22 protein-coding genes and 1 pseudogene are annotated in these 20795 nt (G+C 63.7%); 12 read left to right on the forward strand and 11 right to left on the reverse strand.

Annotated features, from left to right (window positions below):
* Positions 1-209: 209 nt before the first annotated feature.
* Complete coding sequence (locus tag V1293_RS27505; RefSeq protein ID WP_334513831.1) at positions 210-1091, forward strand: AraC family transcriptional regulator; 882 nt, start codon at positions 210-212, stop codon at positions 1089-1091.
* 92 nt (positions 1092-1183) lie between these two features.
* On the opposite strand, the gene trpS is transcribed toward V1293_RS27505, so the two are convergent.
* The gene (gene trpS / locus V1293_RS27510; RefSeq protein ID WP_334513833.1) at positions 1184-2185 is read right to left on the reverse strand and encodes a tryptophan--tRNA ligase; all 1002 of its coding nucleotides are present in this window, start codon (positions 2183-2185) and stop codon (positions 1184-1186) included.
* 400 nt (positions 2186-2585) lie between these two features.
* On the opposite strand from trpS, the gene V1293_RS36240 reads away from it, so the two are divergent.
* Positions 2586-2828, forward strand: a complete 243-nt coding sequence (locus V1293_RS36240) for a tetratricopeptide repeat protein (protein WP_442894375.1) — start codon at positions 2586-2588, stop codon at positions 2826-2828.
* Positions 2829-2961: 133 nt separating this feature from the next.
* Complete coding sequence (locus V1293_RS27520; RefSeq protein ID WP_334513837.1) at positions 2962-4872, forward strand: propionyl-CoA synthetase; 1911 nt, start codon at positions 2962-2964, stop codon at positions 4870-4872.
* Positions 4873-4928: 56 nt separating this feature from the next.
* On the opposite strand, the gene V1293_RS27525 is transcribed toward V1293_RS27520, so the two are convergent.
* The 3 genes from V1293_RS27525 to V1293_RS27535 all read right to left on the reverse strand — a co-directional run bounded on the left by V1293_RS27525 (position 4929) and on the right by V1293_RS27535 (position 8190).
* The gene (locus V1293_RS27525) at positions 4929-6560 is read right to left on the reverse strand and encodes an ankyrin repeat domain-containing protein (RefSeq protein ID WP_334513838.1); all 1632 of its coding nucleotides are present in this window, start codon (positions 6558-6560) and stop codon (positions 4929-4931) included.
* A 245-nt stretch (positions 6561-6805) separates the two neighbouring features.
* Positions 6806-7057, reverse strand: a complete 252-nt coding sequence (locus V1293_RS27530; protein WP_334513840.1) for a hypothetical protein — start codon at positions 7055-7057, stop codon at positions 6806-6808.
* A gap of 104 nt (positions 7058-7161) precedes the next feature.
* Complete coding sequence (locus tag V1293_RS27535) at positions 7162-8190, reverse strand: helix-turn-helix transcriptional regulator (protein WP_334513841.1); 1029 nt, start codon at positions 8188-8190, stop codon at positions 7162-7164.
* A gap of 89 nt (positions 8191-8279) precedes the next feature.
* On the opposite strand from V1293_RS27535, the gene V1293_RS27540 reads away from it, so the two are divergent.
* Complete coding sequence (locus tag V1293_RS27540; RefSeq protein ID WP_334513842.1) at positions 8280-8924, forward strand: glutathione S-transferase family protein; 645 nt, start codon at positions 8280-8282, stop codon at positions 8922-8924.
* 20 nt (positions 8925-8944) lie between these two features.
* The gene (locus V1293_RS27545) at positions 8945-9379 is read left to right on the forward strand and encodes a DUF6157 family protein (protein ID WP_334513844.1); all 435 of its coding nucleotides are present in this window, start codon (positions 8945-8947) and stop codon (positions 9377-9379) included.
* Between the two features lie 45 nt (positions 9380-9424).
* Here V1293_RS27545 and V1293_RS27550 read toward each other — a convergent pair whose 3' ends face one another.
* Both V1293_RS27550 and V1293_RS27555 read right to left on the reverse strand, forming a co-directional pair.
* On the reverse strand, positions 9425-10210 hold the full coding sequence (locus tag V1293_RS27550; RefSeq protein ID WP_334513845.1) for an enoyl-CoA hydratase/isomerase family protein: 786 nt from the start codon (positions 10208-10210) through the stop codon (positions 9425-9427).
* Between the two features lie 30 nt (positions 10211-10240).
* Positions 10241-11353, reverse strand: a complete 1113-nt coding sequence (locus V1293_RS27555) for a cyclic nucleotide-gated ion channel (protein WP_334513847.1) — start codon at positions 11351-11353, stop codon at positions 10241-10243.
* Between the two features lie 314 nt (positions 11354-11667).
* Here V1293_RS27555 and V1293_RS27560 point away from each other — a divergent pair, with 314 nt between their 5' ends.
* Together V1293_RS27560 and V1293_RS27565 are read left to right on the forward strand one after the other, a co-directional pair.
* Positions 11668-12333 carry a Crp/Fnr family transcriptional regulator gene (locus V1293_RS27560; RefSeq protein WP_334513848.1) on the forward strand — a complete coding sequence of 222 codons (666 nt, stop codon included), beginning with the start codon at positions 11668-11670 and terminating at the stop codon, positions 12331-12333.
* A gap of 17 nt (positions 12334-12350) precedes the next feature.
* Positions 12351-13229, forward strand: a complete 879-nt coding sequence (locus V1293_RS27565) for a DUF6537 domain-containing protein (RefSeq protein WP_334513849.1) — start codon at positions 12351-12353, stop codon at positions 13227-13229.
* Between the two features lie 112 nt (positions 13230-13341).
* Here the strand turns inward: V1293_RS27565 and V1293_RS27570 are convergent, their stop codons facing one another.
* Entirely contained in the window at positions 13342-14742 is a 1401-nt protein-coding gene (locus tag V1293_RS27570; RefSeq protein ID WP_334513850.1) for a TAXI family TRAP transporter solute-binding subunit, read from the reverse strand.
* Positions 14743-15163: 421 nt separating this feature from the next.
* Here V1293_RS27570 and V1293_RS27575 point away from each other — a divergent pair, with 421 nt between their 5' ends.
* Entirely contained in the window at positions 15164-15517 is a 354-nt protein-coding gene (locus V1293_RS27575; RefSeq protein WP_334513851.1) for a DUF3307 domain-containing protein, read from the forward strand.
* A gap of 198 nt (positions 15518-15715) precedes the next feature.
* Complete coding sequence (locus V1293_RS27580; protein WP_334513853.1) at positions 15716-16120, forward strand: hypothetical protein; 405 nt, start codon at positions 15716-15718, stop codon at positions 16118-16120.
* Between the two features lie 133 nt (positions 16121-16253).
* Here V1293_RS27580 and V1293_RS27585 read toward each other — a convergent pair whose 3' ends face one another.
* Together V1293_RS27585 and V1293_RS27590 are read right to left on the reverse strand one after the other, a co-directional pair.
* Positions 16254-16568, reverse strand: a complete 315-nt coding sequence (locus tag V1293_RS27585) for a YkgJ family cysteine cluster protein (protein ID WP_334513854.1) — start codon at positions 16566-16568, stop codon at positions 16254-16256.
* 56 nt (positions 16569-16624) lie between these two features.
* Positions 16625-17323 (reverse strand): helix-turn-helix transcriptional regulator, encoded by a 699-nt coding sequence (locus V1293_RS27590; protein WP_334513856.1) that lies wholly within the window; start codon positions 17321-17323, stop codon positions 16625-16627.
* A 119-nt stretch (positions 17324-17442) separates the two neighbouring features.
* Between V1293_RS27590 and V1293_RS27595 the strand changes: the two genes are divergently transcribed.
* Positions 17443-17691, forward strand: coding sequence for a hypothetical protein (locus V1293_RS27595; protein ID WP_334513858.1), 249 nt, complete (start codon positions 17443-17445; stop codon positions 17689-17691).
* A gap of 62 nt (positions 17692-17753) precedes the next feature.
* Positions 17754-18485: a glutathione S-transferase family protein gene (locus V1293_RS27600; RefSeq protein ID WP_334513860.1), complete on the forward strand. Its 732-nt coding sequence runs from the start codon at positions 17754-17756 to the stop codon at positions 18483-18485.
* On the opposite strand, the gene V1293_RS27605 is transcribed toward V1293_RS27600, so the two are convergent.
* Entirely contained in the window at positions 18486-19118 is a 633-nt protein-coding gene (locus V1293_RS27605) for a pyridoxamine 5'-phosphate oxidase family protein (protein ID WP_334513861.1), read from the reverse strand.
* Between the two features lie 119 nt (positions 19119-19237).
* On the opposite strand from V1293_RS27605, the gene V1293_RS27610 reads away from it, so the two are divergent.
* Positions 19238-20131, forward strand: a complete 894-nt coding sequence (locus V1293_RS27610; RefSeq protein ID WP_334513863.1) for a LysR family transcriptional regulator — start codon at positions 19238-19240, stop codon at positions 20129-20131.
* A 139-nt stretch (positions 20132-20270) separates the two neighbouring features.
* On the opposite strand, the pseudogene V1293_RS27615 reads toward V1293_RS27610, so the two are convergent.
* Positions 20271-20697, reverse strand: a pseudogene (locus V1293_RS27615) (PaaI family thioesterase).
* Positions 20698-20795: the final 98 nt, after the last annotated feature.

Here is a 20795-nt window from a genome sequence, read left to right on the forward strand (position 1 = left end):
TATCGGCTCATTTTGGGCTTGAATCAGAGTTCGGCACGATATGAACGCCACCAGTCTGCAAACGCCCCCTTTTCGCCGTTCATCCATAAATTGGGCGTGCCCGTAAACGGTCCTTGGCGATGTTCTGCGACCCGTGACAGAACCGCAAGATCGGTCGAGCGCGTCATGTCTGCGTGCGCTTAGCTGGTGCTGCCACGGAGGACAGAACGATGAAGGCGGCGCTTCAAAACTACCATGCCCGGATGCAGCGGGTGCTGGATCACATAGACCGGCATCTGGACGACGATCTGGACCTGGACGCGCTGAGCAGCGTCGCAGCCTACTCGAAATATCATTTCCACCGGCAGTTCACGGCGACCTTCGGGCTGTCCGTGCATCGCTATATCCAGCTTGCCCGTTTGAAGCGTGCTTCGCACCGGCTGGCCTACAGGGATGCCCAAAGCGTCACGGACATAGCGATGGATGCCGGTTACGATGCACCGGACGCCTTCGCCCGCGCCTTTCGGCAACGGTTCGGGCAATCGCCTTCGTCGTTCCGGAAGTCTCCCGACTGGGAGCCGTGGCTTGCGGCCTTCGGGCCTCTCGACAACGCGAGGAGCAAGCTCATGCAGAAGACTTTTACCACTGACGACGTGACGATTCGCGATGTGCCCCCCACACCGGTGGCGATCATGGAGCATCGGGGCGACCCGGCGACGCTCGGCGCCACCATCCAGCGGTTCATCGCGTGGCGCACGGCCGCTGGCCTGCACCCCAAGACAAGTCCGACCTTCAATGTCTGGCGTTCCGAGCGGCGTCCTGCGTCGCCTGCCGATTATAGCGTAGACCTTTGTGTCGGGACCGACCAACCGATCGAGGCGAACGGCGAGCAGATCAAAGCCGGCGAGATCGCTGGCGGACGCTGCGCGGTGCTGCGCGTCGTCGGCAACACCGACAATCTGGAGCCCGCCGCGCTCTACCTTTATCGCGACTGGCTTCCGGCCAGCGGCGAGGAAGCGCGCGACTTCCCGATCTATTGCCAGCGGCTGAGCTTCTTCCCGGAGGTGCCGGAGCATGAGGCGGTCGCGGATCTGTTTTTGCCGCTGAAATAGCGCCCTCTGACGGCGGCCTGTCCCTTCCGATCGCAAGAAACGGACAGGCCGCTATCCACCCAATCCCGGTCTTTATGGGTTCACGGCCTGGGTTACAACATGAACAGCCCGAGGCCTTCGACAACTTCCCGCCTCGTTGCCTCGGTCCGGCACCGGGCCTTTTCCGTACCGCGGCGAATCACGTCGAGCACATAAGCCGGATCTTTGGCCAGTTGCGTCCTTCGTTCTCGCGTCGGTCCAATCAGCGCCTGCAAGATGTCTTCGAGGCGGCGCTTGATCTTGCTGTCGCCTATTCCTCCCCGCCGATACTGCGCCTTCAGCTCTTCCAGCGTAGTGCGGTCCTCGTCGAAAGCATCCAGATAGGTGAATACGACATTGCCTTCCACTTGCCCGGGATCTTCGACCCGCAGATGATTCGGGTCGGTGAACATCGCCTTCACTGCCGCCGCGATCTCGTCCGGCGAGGCCGAAAGGGCGATGGCATTGCCGCCGGACTTCGACATTTTCGCTTTCCCGTCCACGCCCGGCAGCCGCCCCGCTTGCGGAATGACGGCCTGCGCTTCCGGCAGGATGGCCCGTCCGGCGGTGGTGTTGATACGGCGGACGATCTCGTTGGTTTGTTCGATCAGCGGCGCCTGATCCTCGCCCACCGGCACTACAGTTGCCTTGAACGCGGTTATGTCCGCCGCCTGCGCCGCAGGATAGCACAGGAAGCCTGCCGGGATGTCGCGCCCGAAGCGGCGGCCGCGGATCTCGTCCTTGATCGTGGGGTTGCGCTCCAATCTGGCGACGGTCACGAAGTTCAAATAGAGCATCGACAACTCGGCCAGCGCGGGCAGGTGGGATTGCAGGCAGATCGTGGTCTTGGCTGGGTCGATCCCGACGGCAAGATAGTCGAGCGCCACCTCCATCACACCGAGCCGCACCTTGTCGGGGGCGTGAGCGTTGTCAGTCAGGGCTTGTGTATCAGCCAGGAGCAGAAACTGCTCGTGGCTCTCCTGAAATCGCAGACGGTTGAGCAACGATCCGGCATAGTGGCCAATGTGCAGCGGGCCGGTGGTGCGGTCGCCTGTCAGAATAACGGGTCTGGTCATAAGGTGTCCTCGTGAGAAGAGGGGAACACCGCATGGGGGATCATCAAAACAAAAGGCCGCCCTTGCAGCGGCCCCAGATGCAATGAAACGTCCGGCCGCCCTGTCAGCAGGCCAGCCACCAAAGTTTGACAATGATCATCGTGCGTTTCATGGAAGTTTCCCTAGGCCATGCACGAATACAGGTCAACGGCAAGGCGTTAACCGAAATCGAGTCCGTCGTCGCCAAGAACCCCAATCGTGCCCGCGCCTTCCGCGCCCGCGGCGAAATCCTGCGCCAGACCGGCAAGATGGAGGGTGCGTTCGAGGCGTTGAACCAGGCCGTCAGGCTCGAGCCTGATACGCCAATGGCTATTCAAATCGCGGCAATGCTTTCAACAATGCCAAAAAATATGACCGCGCCATCAAGGATTATGACGAGGCGCTCCGTCTCGAGCCGCAGCGCGCGCGCACCTACAGCAACCGTTCTGCGGCTTATCGCAAGCTGGGCCGGACGGAAAAAGCGATCGAGGACGTTACCACGGCGATCCGGATCGATCCGACGCAGCCGCAGCAGCGCAACTTCGTCGAAAAGCATAGGGTTTTAGCCTGGATGGCCAGGCTGTTCCGGCTTGATCTGGCGCAACTTCCCGTGACAATGCCCTGAATAAATGCTTGCCCAGCCGTCATGGCCGGGCTTGTCCCGGCCATCCACGTCTTGCTTTCTAAAGTGAAACAAGTGCGTGGATGCCCGGGACAAGCCCGGGCATGACGGAGTAGGGGCGATTGGGAGAGACGCCATGAACATCCACGAGAAAAGTCGCTATCACGAGGTCCATGCCCGCTCGCTCAGCGACCCCGAGGGCTTTTGGGCCGAGGCGGCGCGCGAGATCGACTGGATCGAGCCGGCGAAAAAGATATTCGATCCCTCGATGGGCGTGTATGGCCGCTGGTTCGCCGGCGCCATGGTGAACACCTGCTACAACGCGCTTGATCGTCACGTCGCGGGCGGACGCGCCGACCAGGTGGCGCTGATCCACGATTCGCCGCTCACCAACACCATCTCGAAATTCACCTATGCTGAGATGCTCAAGGAGGTGCAGACGCTCGCCGCTGTCATGGCCGATTTCGGCGTCGCCAAGGGCGACCGCGTCATCCTCTATATGCCGCTGGTGCCGGAAGCGGTGTTTGCGATGCTGGCCTGCGCGCGGATCGGCGCGGTGCATTCGGTGGTGTTCGGCGGTTTTGCTGCGAAAGAGCTCGCAACGCGCATCGAGGACGCCAAGCCGAAACTGATCTTTTCGGCGAGCTGCGGCATCGAGCCCGGCCGCATCGTGCAGTACAAGCCGTTGCTCGACGAGGCGATCAAACTTTCAAGCGTCAAGCCCGAGAACTGCATCATCCTGCAGCGGCCGCAGCACCTTTGCGAGCTCACGGGCGGCCGCGATCACGATTGGGCAACGCTCCGCGGCGCCGCGCTCGAAGCCGGCAAGGCCGCGCCGTGCACGCCGGTACTCGCGACCGATCCGCTCTACATTCTCTACACGTCAGGCACCACGGGAATTCCCAAAGGCGTCGTGCGCGACAATGGCGGGCATCTGGTCGCGCTGAAATGGTCGATGTTCAATCTCTACGGCGTCAAGCCGGGCGAAGTCTGGTGGTGCGGCTCCGACATCGGCTGGGTCGTCGGCCACAGCTACATCGTCTACGGTCCGCTGATTCATGGCGCCACGTCTATCATGTATGAAGGCAAGCCGATCGGCACGCCGGACGCCGGCGCGTTCTGGCGCGTGATTTCAGAGCACAAGGCCGTGGCCCTGTTCACCGCGCCGACCGCCTTCCGCGCCATCCGCAAGGAGGATCCCGACGGCGCGTTCATCCGCAAATACGATCTGTCGAAATTCCGCACGCTGTTTCTGGCCGGCGAGCGCGCCGATCCGCCGACGGTGGAGTGGGCGGAAACGCAGTTGAAGGTGCCGGTGATCGATCACTGGTGGCAGACCGAAACCGGCTGGTGCATCGCCGGCAATCCGGTGGGCCTTGGGATGCTGCCGGTCAAGCACGGCTCGCCGACGGTGCCGATGCCGGGCTATCAGGTCGACGTGGTCGACGAGGCATCCAGGCCCGTGCCCGCGGGCACCATGGGCTCGATCGTGATCAAGCTGCCGATGCCGCCGGCCTGCCTGCCGACATTGTGGGAGCAGGATGCGCGCTTCAAGGAGGCCTACCTCACGGAGTTTCCCGGCTACTACAAGACCTCGGATGCCGGCTACAAGGATGACGACGGCTATGTCTGGGTGATGGGCCGCACCGACGACATCATCAATGTCGCCGGCCATAGGCTCTCGACCGGCGGCATGGAAGAAATTCTGGCTTCCCATCCCGACGTCGCCGAATGCGCCGTGCTCGGCATCAAGGACGCGATCAAGGGCGAAGTGCCCTGCGGCTTCATGGTACTGAAGGCCGGCGTGACGCGCGCGCCTGCCGAGATCGAAAAAGAGATCGTCGCACTGGTGCGCGACAAGCTCGGGCCCGTCGCAGCCTTCAAGCTCGCGATCACCGTTGGGCGATTGCCGAAGACGCGCTCGGGAAAAATCCTGCGTGGCACCATCAAGAAGATCGCCGACGGCGAAAGCTGGAGCATGCCGGCCACCATCGAGGACCCGAAGGTGCTCGACGAGATCGGCGACGCGCTGAAGGGCAGGTTGTAGGGTTTTGGGCCATGCCCGGGTCAAACCCCGGCATGGCCAGCCTGGGGCACGTGCAACTAGCCCAGCAGTTCTTCGGTGACTTCGTCGGAGAACTGCTTTCTGATTCCTGCGATGAGGACGCATTCGGGATCATCCGGAACTGCCGTTGCGCGCGGCATGCCGTAATCGAGCAGGGCGCGCGCGCAACCAACCCAGTCGCCGCCTTCGACCGGCTCGTTAAGGGACGCCCATGACAGCGTGCCGCAGGCGTTGTCGCCATGGCCATGCTGTTCCTTCCAGTTGGCGCCGTGTTCGAGCAGGAAGCGCGTCAAGGCGGCGTTGCCGCTGAACACTGCGAGATTGAGGGCGGACGCGTCCCAGTCGCCGCCGCGCACGGCGATCGGCCAGCCGAGCCTGACCATCAGCCGCACGACATCATCCGCGCCTGCTGCCGTCATGTCTGGCAACAAGCGTAACTGCGCCGTCGACAGCGCGGCCGGCAGATCGGGCCGCCGCGACGCCACCGCGCGCGCCTCGGCTTCGTCACCGCGCGCGCATGCGGCGACAAAGCGTTCGTCGTCGGAAATCTCAGGCGCATCAGTCTGCGCCCGCAGCAGGGCGGCAGCCTCGGTAAGCCCGAACTGCAGCGCCAGCCGGTACGGGCTGAGGCCTTCCCGCGTGGCGCGCGATGGGTCGGCGCCCGCATCGAGCAGGGCCTTCACATGAAGGGGCCGGCGGCGGTAGATGGCCCATGTGAGCGGCGAACCCCAATCGGTCAGCGGCGCATTTCGCGCGGGCTCGTTCGGGTCGCCGCCATGCGCCAGAAGCAATTTCAGCGCGGTGTCGTCCTCAAGGTCGATCGAGCGATAGATCGCATTGCTTTCTGCGATGCGCGCGCCGTACTCCAGCAGCAGGCGGGTACAGGCCGGGTTCTCGAGGGAGTGATAGAGCGACTCGCCGTCATTGGGATCTGCGCCGGCGTCGAGCAGCAGCCTCGTCAATAGAAGGTCGTGGTTGGCTCCCGCGGCGCCATAGAGTGTCGAGAGTGGATAGCGCATGCCGGGCTTCTCAAGCGACGCCGGCGGCCAGCGGCTGTAGATGCGTTGATTGACGTCGGCTCCGGCCGCGATCAGCAGCCGCGCGCTTCCGTGCAGACGCTCGCGAAATTCCTCCACGCGCAGCAGGCCTGAATGTGCGACGGCAAAAAGCGGCGGCAATCGTAGCGGGCCGCCTGATAGGTTGACCCATGACGGATCGGCCTGCGTGGCCTGCCGCAATGCGTCTTCGTCGCCGATGGCGCAGGCAAGGTAGGGATCGCCGGCGGCCAGTCCGGGATCTTCCGCCAGCATCCGCAAGCCGACGCGCAGGTTGGCGCGACCGGCGGTGCTGCTGACGTCGCCGCGATAGATCAGTTGCAGCCAGTGCAGGACGCGAACGGCGCGCTCCTCTCGCGCGACCGCCTGCACCTCAACGTAACGCTTCAAGTCAGGCCAGGATGCAAAACCGTGTTCGCGCGCCAGGCACGATTGCGCATCGTGCAGGCGCAGTCCCCGGGACGAAAGGTCCTCATCGCTGAGGCCTGCCGTTGCCGGCAGCGTGCTGCGAAACCGCGCCATCGTCGCCGGATCGCGGCTTCGATAGAGGCGGATCAATTGCTTGGCTTGCTTCTTCAGATGATCGAGATTCAATCGATCGGGGAGCGGGTTCATCAAACACCTCCGTGCATGACATCGCCGACGGCCCGCAATACCGGCTGCACAAAGGCTCTAGATGTCGCTCGAAAGCTGCAAGTGGGTTCAACCCTTCCCGCGGGCCCGGGAGCGGCTTGCACCGCATGCACTACAATATGGCCAGCACAGGCGATGGTCAACATGGCCAGACAAGGCACGATTCCAGGGCAGAAAAATCCCGGCCGCGCAGCAGCGGCCGGGATGATTATTGCAAAACTGTTCGATCAGTAGGCGCAGACGTTCACGGTGCGCAGGCGCAAGCCGCGGCGGGTTTCGACCCAGCGCTGTTGCAGGCAGCCGTTCAAACCGGTGTCGACATAGACGCCGCCGAAGCCGACGCCGATGGCGGGACCCCAGCCATATCCATGTCCCCAGTGATGATGGCCGTGGTAGAAGCCGCCGGCGGAAGCGGGCGATGCGGCGGCAATGGTGAGCGAGGCGGCGGCGATCAGTCCGAGGGTCATCTTGCGAAGCATTTTAAATACTCTCCAATTGATTGGCGCGAGGCCGTTGTTGCGTCCCTGCCCATCAGTCGGGCCGACGATGTCCTGCGTTCACGTGCGAAGTGGAGAATCGTGTTTCAGGAATGTTTCGTGGCGCGAGATCTGCGGAAATCCTTGTCATCCTGGTAACCATCCTGCGCCGTCTGGTAGCGTGCGGCCATGGCCTCGGTGAGTTCGACCATCTTTTCGCGCAGCTCGGCCGGCGCCAGCACCTCCGCCTCCGCGCCGAGTCGCAGCAGCTCGGCCGCCGCATGCCACACCGTTTTTCCGATCGGCACCATGGCGATCCGCCAGCCTGCGGCATCCGCCGTCTCCTCGATACGGGTGCGCGTCCTCACGTAAGGCTGGCTCAAGGCGTTGAGCAGTTTTATGCCGAACGGCGACAGCCGCACGGTGGCGTGGTTCGGATGCATCTCGGCTTCGAGCCGGATCGTTGCGGCTTGCCAATAGGCGGCGAGATCGAAAGCGGCGGGCCGGATGCAGCGCTCGTCCAGAATGTTGCAGTCGAGAACCCGTGCCACGCGATAGGTGCGCACGCTGCCATCGACGCTTCCGGCGAGATACCAGCTGCCGCCCTTCAGCACGAGGCCGAGCGGCGCGACGCGGCGGCGCTTCTCGGCCCTCCAGCTTTGGTAGCGGATTTCGATCAGGCTCTCGCGCAGCAGCGCACCGGCAATGGCGCGCAGATGCTTCGGCTGCTCGGCTTCGCCGAACCAGCTTGGGGCATCGAGATGAAAGCGCTCCTGCATCCGGCCGGCGTCCGGGCGCAGGTTGGCCGGCAGTGCCGCCATCAGCTTGGTCTGCGCCGCCAGCATCGCAGCGTCGAGGCCAAGCGCGGCTGCGGGCCCCGGCAGTCCCGTCATGAACAGCGCCTCGGCCTCCGGCTGCGACAGTCCGTTCAGCCGCACGCGATAGCCATCGAGCAGGCGATAGCCGCCTTCCGCGCCGCGCTCGGCATAGACGGGAATGCCGGCCGCGGCGAGCGCATCGATGTCGCGATAGATGGTGCGCACCGAAACCTCGCAGGCCTCCGCGAGTTCGGGCGCGGTGACCTGTCCCCGCGCTTGCAGGGTAGTGAGGATCGAAAGCAGCCGGCTCGCGCGCATGGTCCCTTAGACCATACCTGACACAAGATGTCAGGTATGTCCAGGCATACAAGGTCCAGTGCCCCGTCGGGTTCAAAAGGAGACTGCCAATGACCAGCAAGGACCGCATCACGCTTTATTACTCGCCGCAGACCCGGGCGACCGGCGCGCGGGTGCTGCTGGAGGAACTGGGAGCTCCCTATGATCTCCATATCCTGAACATGAAGGCCGGGGAGCAGCGCCAGCCGGCCTATCTCGCCGTCAACCCGCTGGGCAAGGTGCCGGTGGTCCGTCACGGCGAGGCGCTGGTGACCGAGCAGGTGGCGATCTACATCTATCTCGCCGACCTGTTTCCGGGAGCCGGGCTGACGCCCGCGCTCGACGATCCCTGCCGAGGTCCGTATCTGCGCTGGATCGCCTATTATGGTTCGTCCTTCGAGCCTGCCCTGATCGACAAGTTCATGAAGCGCGAGCCGGCGCCTGTGACGCAGTCGCCATATTCCGATTACGACTCGATGCTCGGTGCATTGGAGGCGCAGCTTTCCAGGGGGCCTTATTTGCTCGGAGAGCGTATGACGGCAGCCGACATTCTCTGGGGCGTGGCGTTCAGCTGGACGATGATGTTTGGCCTCGTGCCGCGAAAGGACGTATTTGCGGCCTATGCCGAGCGCATCACGTCGCGCTCCGCCTTCCAGCGGATCACCGCCGCCGATGCCGAGATGGCGGCGCAGCACGCCGCAGCCTGCGGCGGGTGAGCGGAACCACGGGGTCCCTGATGACAAAGACAGTTCACACGACCAACTGTTTCGACACCTTCATCCAGGTCGCGGAGGATTGCCCCGCGCGTACCGGCGAGGAGCCGCCGGCCCGCGCCGGGAATCCGACGGTCGCAGGCCTGCAATACCGGATGATTGCGGAAGCGCCCTACAAGTACACCTCCGACGACGTCATATTCGCGACCTCGGCCCACGGCCGGCAGCTCGATGCGAAGGCGACGAAGAAGGCGCGAAGTCTTGCCCGCGACGAATTCTTCTCCAAGGGGCAGGCGTGTCTGCGCGCATCAGGGCTCGGCAAGCGCTTCGGCTGGGGCGTACACGCCGATGCCGAGGGGCGCGTCGCGATCTATGCGGTCGACAGCATGCGGTACCAGGCGCTCGCGCGTGATCCCGCCATCAAGCAGGTCCGCGCGATGCGGACGAAGCGAGCCTAGAGCCCCGTTCCCCTTCAATCGGAACGGAAAAGGCTCTGGCGCCTCTCAGAATTTCGGCGGGCGCTTTTCCGCAAAGGCCTTGATGCCTTCCTTGATCTCGTCGCTGCGCATGCTCTCGCGATGACGGAGGTCGGCGGCTTCTTCATCGAATTTGCCGCGGGCGAATTCATTGATGGCGCGCTTCATGCCGCGCATCGCCAGCGGCGCGTTGCCGGCCAGGATGTTGGCGAGCTTGTCCACTTCTTCGTCCAGCATTTCCAGAGGCACCATGGCAGTGAGGTAGCCGATCCGCAGCATTTCCGGCGCAGTGATCTTTTGCGCGGTCAGGAACAGCTTCTTGGCGTTGTCCACGCCGAGCCGCGACACATAGCGGGCGATGCCGCTCTTGTAGTAGTGCAGGCCGAGCCGGGCCGCCGGCATGAACATTTCAGCCGTATCGACGCCGATGCGAAAATCGCAGGCCAGCGCCAGGTCGGTCGAGCCGCCATAGACGCCGCCATTGAGCCGGCAGATCGTCGGCACGCCAAGGTCCTCCAGGCGGTCGACCACCGCCTCGAACGCCGATCCCGCGCTCGGTTGCGCGCACGCGCTGGTGGCGCGGTCGGCCACCGAATTGAGATCGTAGCCGGCGCTGAAGGCGCGGCCGGTGCCGGTCAGTACCAGCACGCGGATCGCGGGATCGGCTTCGATCCGGTCGAACAACTTCACGAGATCGCCGAGATCCTCGCTCTGCAGCCGGTTCAGATGTTTCGGTCGGTTGAGGCGGATGGTGGCCCGCGCGCCGTCGATTTCAAGTACCGGCGCGCTTGCCGCCTCGGCTGCTTCACGCATGCTGTTCTCCATTGTTCTTGCTTGTTTGATCTATTTGTTTTCTTGCGCGCGCCGTTGGGCCTCGGCATCGATGGTTTCGGCCAGATCAGGATGCCGCGCCATCAGCAGGCGAAAATCCACGAGATCGAGCACCAAGAGCCGCGTCACCTTGGTGGTCGTGACATTGGCGCCGCGCACATTGTTGCCGAGCAGCGCCATCTCGCCGAAAAACGCGCCTTCGCCGAGTGCCACTTTCTTGCCGGGCAATTCGACCTCGGCCTCGCCATTGGCGATGAAATACATGCAGTCGCCCTGCTGGCCCTTGCGGATGATCATGGTGCGTGCCGGCAGGTCCATCGTTCGCAGCATGTGCGTGACGTCGGCGATCGCGGCCGGGCCGAGGGTAGCGAAGAACGGCACCTTGCTGACGGTTTCCCAGGTTTTCAGGAAACTGTCGCGGCGGGTCTCGGCGGCAAAACCGGTCGCCAGAATACCGGTCCAGAGCCCGAACACGCCGAGGCCGGAGATCATGACCAGCGCCGCGACCATGCGGCCGAGCGGCGTGATCGGCACCACGTCGCCATAGCCGGTCGTGGTCAGCGTCACCACCGCCCACCACAGCGCCGCCGGCACGCTGCCGAAGGTCGCCGGCTGCACGTCGCGCTCCAGGAAATATTCCGCGACGGATGCCAAAAACACCACCATCAGGAAGATCACGAGCACGCTGAGCAGCGGCCCTGATTCCAGCACCAGCACGCGCCGCAACTGCCGCAGCCCCGGGATGCCCGGAACCACCTTGAGCACCCAGAGGATGCTGAGCAGCCACGCCGTCCTGGGCTCGATGCCCACGAGGAGCGCGACCGGCACGGCGAGGGCGCCGATCGCGTCGACGACCCCGCTGCTGGAAAGCGCGTAGAGCGACAGCCGCCCTTGCCCCGCCATGTGGCGCAGCCGCACCAGCCATTCGAACACGAAATAGACGAGGCACGTCCACAGCACCGCGTCGACCCAATGGTGCGCCGCCTCGTAGGCGGGGGCCACGGTGAGCACCACCATCGCCGCGACGCCGGCCGCCACCGCGGCATAGGCCGCCTTGGTCATGTTGCGGCCGGCCGTCTTGGCGGCGAATTGAGCGAGTGCCGAGAGAACGAGCCGCTGGGTCATCGGATGAGGAGGGCCCTGATGGGTGCAATAAAAGCTGGATAACGGCCAGGCCGCGGCGTGACCAATGCCCGCAAGGTGCCTGCCTGCGGGGAGGCCGTCAACGACAGCCTTCATACGGAGCCACGCGTCCCTGGGCACCTGGTCCGGCCGCGCCGGGAGCCGGGTTGAGGGGCGAATTTAACCCGGGAATCGTGAGAATCCCGACAAATCGTCGTTCTTTCCTCGTATATCAAAATGGCCCCGCGGACATTACGATAGCGGGCGCTGCAACAGAATCGTGAAAACGCACACGTTTAGATATTGGTTGGCTTCCAATGGATACGTCTCATCTGGCAGAGCACGCCGGAACGGCCGGCGCACTGTTTGCATCGATCTTCGTGGTCGCCACCACGACGATGCGGACCATGATCCCGCTGCGGGTCTTCGGCATCCTCGCCAATGTCGTCTTGATCGTGACCGCGATCCCGACCCATAATTTCCTGGTGATGGGGGTGCAGGTGGTCATGCTGCTGGTCAATTCCTATCGCCTGCACCAGATGCTGCAGCTGGTGCGCGACGTGAAGAAATCCGTCAACAGCGACCTCTCGATGGAATGGCTGAAGCCGTTCATGACCGAGCGCCAATGCGCGGCCGGCGAGATCCTGTTCTACAAGGACGAGAAGGCCGAGGACATGCTCTATATCGTCAGCGGCAAGTTCAAGCTGGTCGAGTCCGGCATCGTGCTGCCGGTGGGCGCCATCGTCGGCGAACTCGGCATGCTGTCGCCTTCGAACACGCGAACCCAGACGCTGGAATGTCTCGAGGCCGGCCTCATCCTGAGCGTCAGCTACAGCAAGGTCGAGGAGCTCTACGTGCAGAACCCCGCTTTCGGCTTCTACTTCCTTCGTCTTTCCAGCGCCCGGCTGTTCCAGAACCTGGACGCGGCGGAAAAGCGGCTGGCCCAGTACATGGCGTCCGCAGCCGAGCCGAAGCCTGCGTAGAGGCCGGAGCACGGAGAGTGGCAGACCGCGGTATCCTGTCGTCGCTGCGTTATCTGCTCGCCGATGTCATCGGCGACGATGACGACACGCCGCCGTTTTTGCCCGAGGGCCTGCCGGAGCCGGTGATGGCGGTGGCGAGCGAGGCGATCCATCTTCTGATCGACTATCAGGGTCCGAGCTACGCCCACCTCTATGTCGACCGGCTGCGGCGGTTTATCGGCAAGCAAGGCGTCGACGAGGCGATGCTGACCGACATTGCGCGGCTGATGGCGGTGCGCATGAGCTACGAGGATCCGATCCGGATCGCGCAGTTGAAGCTTGCCGAACTCGCCGGCCGGCCCGCCGGGTCGGCCGGGTCCGTCGATATCAGGAAGTTCAGCCTCGAAGAACTGATCGGCGTGCTCCCCGCTGTCATCGCCGAGTATGTGCTCGATGCACTCGAATGGGCGGGCTGGATGCACAAGCGGGTCTCCATCCGCTTCAGCACGGCCAGCAGGTTCGGCATTCGCCGCCTCAAGATCGAGGCGGGGCTGCGGCGATGGCGGCTGCTTTCGGTGCGTTACGCCAAGGAGCGGGTCTGGGTTGAACGCTGGCTGCACATGATCGACCGCAGCCTGACCAAGCAGCCCCAGGCCGCGCCCGTCATCGTGCAGACCGCAACCATGATCGAGGGATATGGCGACGTTTATCGGCAGGGCATGACGGACTGGAATGCGATCATCGACGGCCTGGTCAAGCCGACCTTCGATGGCGTGCTGGCGCTGCCGGATCTCGCCGGCGCGGTGACTGAGGCGCGCGCCGCCGCATTGCCCGACCCGCGGCAGGCGGCGCTCAAGCGCAGGATCGCTGAAATCCGGGCGCGGGCGCCCGCCGGCTCGAACGCGGCCGTTCATTGAATGTAGGGTGGGCAAAGGAGCGCAAGCGACGTGCCCACCATCTGTCCGTGCGGAAGGTCCTGATGGTGGGCACGCTTTCGCTTTGCCCACCCTACATCTCACCATGAGGGCGTTACGCGCTCTGCGCGGTCTTCACGGCCACTACTTTATCATCCGGGGGCGGCGGGTGCCGCTTGAGATGTTCGCGGCGCAAGCCGATCTCGTCGCGCACGAATTCATAGCCGAGCTTGAAAGTGTCCAGCCCGTCGCTACTGATGGTGCCGTCGCGCAACCCTATCACCACGCCGCGCAGGATCGTTTCCAGCTCGTCCTGGAGTTCATCGAGAGCGTCGAGGCTCGTGGCGTATTCCATGCGCTCGCCGACATCGAGAATGGCGGTTGCGAGCTGGCTGGCCTTCTCCGGCGCGATCCGGGTGACCTTGGTGTAGATGGCGGCAAAGATCGAGCCGATGATGCTGAGCGCGAGCAGCGCAACATACATCAGGTCGCTGTAGCGCTCGACAAAGGACTTGATTTCGTCGTTGATGTATTCGGCGGCGCCCGGATGCGCCACGATGAAGGCATCCTTGTCGGTCGCCGCCGGCTCGATCTTGGAGGCGAAGCCGTCGGTGAGCGCGAGCTCCGCCTTGTTCTCGTAGATGATCCGCGCCAGGTCGCTCACGGTCGTGGTCGAGAGCCTGGATTGGGCGACCAATAGCCATTCCAGCCCGATCGTATCGACGTCTTCCTCAGGCACGGCGGGCGAAGCGGACAGCATGCCGGTCGCCACCGTTTCCTCGGAAATGGCCGGATTCTTCCTGGCGATCGCCTTCGCCGAATCGATCGCATTCAGGGTGAAGCCGCCGCGCTTGGCGATTTGCTCGTAGCTCTTGTCCTTCACGATGTGCGAGGCATGCGCGACCTTGATCACGGCGCCGAAGCCCGAAGCGAACAGCTTGTCGAAGGTCGAGCCGGGCGGGGCCATCTGGATCCGGGCCGCCGCATCCGCGGTGTCCGGGAGTTCGAGAATATTGCGCACCAGCGCGACGCTGCTTTCGCTGTCGGCTATGACCGCGATCTTCTTTTTCTTCAGGTCCGCAATGGTCTTGATCTTCTTGCCGCCGGGGCTGATCAGCAGGAACAGGTCATGATCGAGAATTGCGAGCGCGCGGGCGCGAGGCGGAATCCTGGCGTCGGTGCGCAATATCGCAAGGTTGGCATCCTTGCGGTCGAACTGCGACAGCGCCTTTGCATTGTCGCCGTTGGGCACGATCTTGAGCCGCAGCCGCGAGGAATTGTTTTTCAGCACCGTCGCCAGCCGGGCGGCGAAGCGCGCCTCGGGGCCATTGGCCTCGCCGACGGCAAACACCAGCGTCTCGGAATTGCGCAGCCAGGTCCGGCCACCCCAAACCACGGCGGCGGTCAGGATCAGGGTCAGGATGGAAAACAGCAGGATCTGGGTCCGGTTGCTCTTGACGACCCGCGAACGGCGACGCGGCATTTCCGGGTCCGGCGTTGGGGCTTCAGCACTCATGGCTCGTACCCGGGATCAGGGACGGGTCGCTGCCGAGATGGCGCCGCAGGCCGTCCGAATGAATTCGTAAATACCTAGAAAAGAACGATAATTTTGCCCGCCGGCCAATGATAGCCCGCTCCTATGGGATTGCAAATCGCGGCGCGACGGTAACCTTACCAGCGGACCACGCTGCGCGCCGTTGCCGCAGTATCGCAGTTCCGCCACACCGTGCGATTTTCAGACTACCCACAGGTGCATTCCGGCCCGGGAGATGCCATAAATAAAGGCAACGTTCGAACAGTCCGGGTTTGACAACAACATTGCGCTGACAGCCTAGGTCCCGGTTTTTTCGTCACCTCTCCAGTCCCAGCAAAGGGCGTCAGCCTTGTTGTTTCCTTCGATGTCGTCCTCGGTTCCGGTAGGTGCGCTGATAGGATGGATGCTGCTTCTGACCGTGAAGCACATCATTGCGGATTTCATGCTGCAAAATTCCTGGATGGCGATCGGCAAGGATCAAAAGACCGGCTGGGCCCTCCCGCTGTTGGCGCATTGCCTCGTCCACCTCGCGGTAGCGATGGCGCTGATCCTGTTCGTCGCGCCGCGATTCTGGTTCGTCGCCTTCATCGACTTCGCGATTCACATCACCGTCGACCGTATCAAGGGGATCTTCGCTTCCCGCTACGGCGTGACGATGGAGAACGAGCATCCGTGGTTCTGGACGCTGATCGGCGTCGACCAGGCGCTGCACCATCTCACCGGTTTCGGCCTGTCGATCTTCATGGCGGCGAACTGATCCCGCGCGCGCCGCTGCATCGGCCCGCTTGTTTCAATCCTGCTCCGAGATCGGAAGGCGCGCATCCGCTCTGGTGCGAATCATGTTCCGATTTCCGATTCGGGTGTGGCTGACAAGCCACCCGGAACACTACTGGTGCGCGTGGTTAACCTTTCATTAGAGTATTGCACTGCATCTTCCGCAAAGGGAGAACCCGCAATGTTTTCAAGCCGCGACGCCTTCGAGAACGATTTCTGTCCGGTCCGGGACGAGCTGCTCGGCGAGATGTATCGCGCCAATGCCAACGGCCTGCCGCTCTTGGTGGACAGCGTTTCGTCCGACGTCCGCGCCATGCTGGCGCTGTTCTGCTACCGCCGCAGCCACCTCCACGCGCTGGCCGTTGCGATTGCAGCAAGCTGTACCGAACGCGAGCTGATCCATTTCGGCGGTCGGGTCGGTTCCACGCTCTACGCGCTGTCGCGCGGACCCGCCGCGCGTTCCGTCTCGTCGTCATCCCACGGCGGCCGCAAGCCGATCACGCTTTCGACCAAGCCGCTCTCGACCTTCAAGCCGATCGAGGACGAGATCGATGATGAAGATTTGGTGCAAGCGGTGACGGTCTGACGGCGTCCAATGCTGTCGTCCCTGCGAAAGCAGGGACCCATAGCCACCGGCCTTGGTTGTTACAGAAGGCGTCGGCCAAACTGCCTTATCGATAGATCACGCGGTATGGGTTCCTGCGTTCGCAGGAACGACGTCAACTCAGCACCGGCAATCCGTGCCGCTTCCTCGCCATCGCGCATTCGACATCGCCGGGCATGCAGGTGCGGCACACTTCGGGGCGCACCGCATAGACCAGGCACGCCGTCGTCTCGCCAACCTTGCCTGACAGCGCCGAGCAGCGGTCGCCGTCGCAGCGCATTCCCGACAGTCTTTCGTTGACGAATCTTTCCGGGATCAGGTCGAGCGCCGCATCGTCCTCGGTGGTGAAACGCGGCCAGTTCTGCGAGTAGCTGCAGCAGGCGCCGCAGGCCTGGCAGGGGCTTTCATTATCGGCGGCGATTCCTTGCATGCCTGCGTTTAGCCCGGAACGACGGCCGCGGCCAGCCACCCACGTCAGGTATCCTTTCAGGTATCCTTGGGGGCCTCCCAGACCAGGCTCCGCCGCCATTTCGCGCGCAGGATATCGCGCCGTTCCGGATATTTCTCGTCGTGGTAGACCGCCTCGACGACGCGGTCGGTGCGGAAACTGCGGAAATCCTTCCGCAGTTCGCACCACGCTGCCAGTATCCGCACCGCCTCGTGATAGCCGACCGCGATCGGCCAGATCGTGCGCTCGCTGTCGCGGCCGTGCTCGTCCCGATAGTTCAGGGTAATCTTTTTGCCGTCGTGGATTTGCGCCCGCGTCCGCACCATGTCGATGCGGTCGGGCTCCCTGTTCCATGCCGATCGGGCGCGGCTGGCCGGCTCCAGCACGAACGGCCGCAGACGCTCGGGCACGGTTTCGGCGACTTTCGCCATCAGGTCCTGCGCGGCGCGCGCCAGCGCGGGATCGGCGTGGCCCACCACCCATTGCGCACCCAGCACACAGGCTTCGATTTCATCAGGCGTGAGCATCAACGGCGGCAGGTCGAATCCCTTTTCCAGGATGTAGCCCACACCGGCTTCGCCGCGGATCGGCACCCGCTGTTCGATCAGGGTCGTTATATCGCGGTAGATGGTTCGCTTCGAAGTCTCCAGTTCGGCCGCGATCGCGTCCGCCGTCAAAGGCTTCCTTGTGCGCCGAAGCACCTGAATGATCTGGAACAGCCGGTCGGCCCGTCGCATGGCTCGTTCTCATTTCTAAATGGCGCTCTTTTCCAAAAGGCGCCCGTCGATGCTGACAGCATGTTGGCAGCAGGGGGTGGGTATATCGGGACAACACCTCAAGTGAAGGGAATTTGTCCATGACGATTTTCAGCGAATTCGGCTTCCGGGGAAGCCGCGGACCTCTCGTAAATGCCCAGGGTTTTGCATTGGAACAGCTGGTTTCCATCCAGTGTGTCACCGCCGACCTGCGCTGGGCGATGGTTGAACTGGCGTGGCGCTCATTCACAGCAATGTGCGCCTTTGCGCAAGGGCGGCTTGTCTCGTGGGCGCGCAAGAACCGCACGCCGCGGCCCGAAGAGGGCCGCGGCCGGCATTGCTGCTGCTGACACCATGGTGGCAGCAGGGGGGCGCTAGCCTCGGGCGCGTCTTAGGAGATCGGGAGACCAGCATGATTACGCTTTATGGCTTCGGCGCCGGTTTCGGCCTGCCGGAGATCAGCCCCTTTGTGACCAAGACCGAGGTCCAGCTGAAGATGGCCGGCCTTGCCTATCGCAAGGAGAAGGCCAAGCCGCCGGCCTCGCCGAAGGGGCAATTGCCCTACATTGTCGATGAGGCCGAGACGATCGCCGATTCCACATTCATTCGGGCGCATCTGGAAGCCAAATATGGCTTCGATTTCGACGCCCCGCTCAGCCTGCAGGCGCGTGCGCAGGCCTGGGCGTTTGAGCGGATGATCGAGCACCACGTCTATTGGGCGCTGGTCGGCGCACGCTGGGTCGATGGCGACAATTTTGCCAAGGGACCCTCGCATTTCTTCGACAGCGCGCCCCCGCACCTGCGCGAAAAACTCCGCGAGGATGCGCAGTTCCGCGTCGCCGAGAACTACCTGCTCAGCGGCCTCGGCCGCCACGCTCCCGAAGAGGACGTCGATCTTGCCGTGCGCTCGCTGTTTGCATTGTCGGTGCAGCTTGGCGACAAGCCCTTTCTGATGGGCGAAACGCCATGCGGCATGGACGCCACCGCCTTCGGCGCGCTCGCCGGAATTTTGACGCCGTTCTTCGAGTCGGCGCTGCGGCAGCGGACGGAGCAGTTCGCCAACCTCACCGCCTACGTCGACCGGATGATGCTGCTGTATTATCCGGAATTCGCCTGGGTGCCGGTACAGCAACAAGCTGCGTGACTAAGGCGTCGCCGGTGCGGACTGGCCCTGCAACGCGGCCAGGTCCGCTTCTAGCTCGGCGATACGGGCATCGCGCACTGCGAGGGCTTGGGCAACATCCGCGGCGTCGAACTTCTGCGGAATATGTTGCGGGCAGTTGGTGTCCCACGCCGCGATCCGAAACAGGATGACCTGTTCGGGGCGCGCCTTGTAGCCCTGCGGCATCAGCGCCTTGATCATCGCCGGATCGTCTTCCACCACGCGCGCCTCGCCCCAGATCTTCACGCGCCGGCGATGGGTGTAGTCCATCACGAAAATATGCGCCTTCGGATTTTCAGACAGGTTGCCTTGGGTGATGTATTGCCGGTTGCCGCTGTAGTCGGCGAACGCGATGGTGTTCTTGTCGAGAATTTTGATGAAGCCCTTCGGCCCGCCGCGGTGCTGGATATAGGGCTGGCCGTCCGCGGCCGCCGTCGCGAGATAGAAGCTGCTGGTCTCGGCGAGGAAGCCGGCGAGATTTTCGTCAATCTCGGTGCGCCAGCCGCCGCGCGCCTCGACGTTGGCATAGGCCTCGCGCGAGCCCTTGCGGGTCTGGATCGCCTTCACCGCCGGGGTGAAGGCGACATCGCTGGAATAGGTGTGAACGTCAGACATCCGAGCCTCCGGTCATGGGGCGCCAAAACGGTTGTTCTCACACTCCAAAATGGGCGTTCCAGAACTTTAAGCAATCTATGGAATTGACACTTCACCATTGCTGGATATGCAATAGTTGGATGGACCGTATCGATGCCATGCAGGCCTTTGTCGCCGTCGCCGACCTGCAGGGTTTTGCCCCCGCGGCCCGCAAGCTCCGCCTGTCGCCGTCCGCTGTCACGCGGCTGATCGCGGCGCTGGAGGAGCGGCTGGGCGCGCGGCTCTTGCAGCGGACCACGCGGCAGGTGACGCTGACCGATGCCGGCTCACGGTACCTGGAGCGCGCGCGGCGGATTTTGGCCGATATCGGGGAGGCGGAAGGGGCCATCGAGGGCGAGCGCACGCGGCCGGAGGGGCAGCTCGTCATCTCGGCGCCGGTCGGGTTCGGCCGGCTGCATGTCAGCGGAATCGTGACCGCCTACCTGAAGCGCTATGGCGACGTCAGCGTCGACCTCCGCTTGTCCGACCGCATGATCAACCTCGTCGAGGACGGTGTCGATCTCGCGGTCCGGATCGGCCATCTGCCCGATTCGACCCTGGTGGCGCGCCATGTCGGCGAAATGCGGCGGATCGTGGTGGCTTCGCACGGATATCTCAAGGCGCGCGGCGAGCCGAAGCGGCCGCAGGAGATTTCCGCGCACGACACGATTCAGTTCGGCGCCATGACAGCGGCGCTCGACTGGCGATTCGTCGAGGACGGCCGCGAGATCCGCGTTGCCGGCACGCCGCGCTTCGCCACCAACAGCTCGGATGCCGCCATCCAGTATGCGGAAGCGGACGGCGGGCTGACGCGGGTGATGGCCTATCAGGCCGCCGAATCGCTCAAAGCAGGGCGGCTCAGGATCGTATTGGCATCGTTCGAACAGCCGGCGATGCCGATCCAGATCGTCTATCCGACGTCGCGGCTATTGTCGGCCAAGGTGCGCACCTTCATCGATCTCGTGACCGAGATGGCCGACTGGCATTTCGGCTGAGGCAATCGTGCCCCGGACGCAGCGCAGCGCGTTAGCGGTGTGCTGCAGAGCCGGGGCCCATCTCGATCCGCGCCGCATGGGTCCCGGCTCTGCGGAGCGGCGCTGTGCGCCGCACCGCGTCCGGGACACGAGGCTGCCGCTACACCGGCTCCTTCTTCGGCACCACGCGAAACGTCGCGTTCGCCCGTGCGATCACGACACCGTCGGCCTTGATCAGGCTCTGCGCGAAGCAGATCGTCCTGCCGGTCTTGACGACCTCGCTCTCGACCGCGAGCCATTGCCCGACCTCGGCGGTGCCGACGAAATCGACCGCAAGAGAGATCGTCACCAGCGAGGACACGCCGCCCATCACATGGGCGCAGCTATGGCCCATGGCGTTGTCGGCCAGCGCCGCAATCAGCCCCGCCGTGAATCAGGCCGCGGCCGTTGGTATGCGGTTTTGCGAGGCGTAGCCCGAGGATGACAGCCTTGCCTGTCCGCTTCGAATAAAGCGGCTCCCAGGGCTCGGTCAGCGGGCTCTTGCGGGTGTGGCGCTCGAAGCCGTCGGGGATGTCGGTGCCTGTCATTTGCAACTCGTGTGTTGACGATGTCTTTCGTCATTGAACGCCATCCGCGCGTGCAGTGCACCGCCTACAAAGTTTTAAACGGTAATACGACCGGTGTT

Source organism: Bradyrhizobium sp. AZCC 1693 (genome assembly GCF_036924745.1).
GTDB lineage: Bacteria > Pseudomonadota > Alphaproteobacteria > Rhizobiales > Xanthobacteraceae > Bradyrhizobium.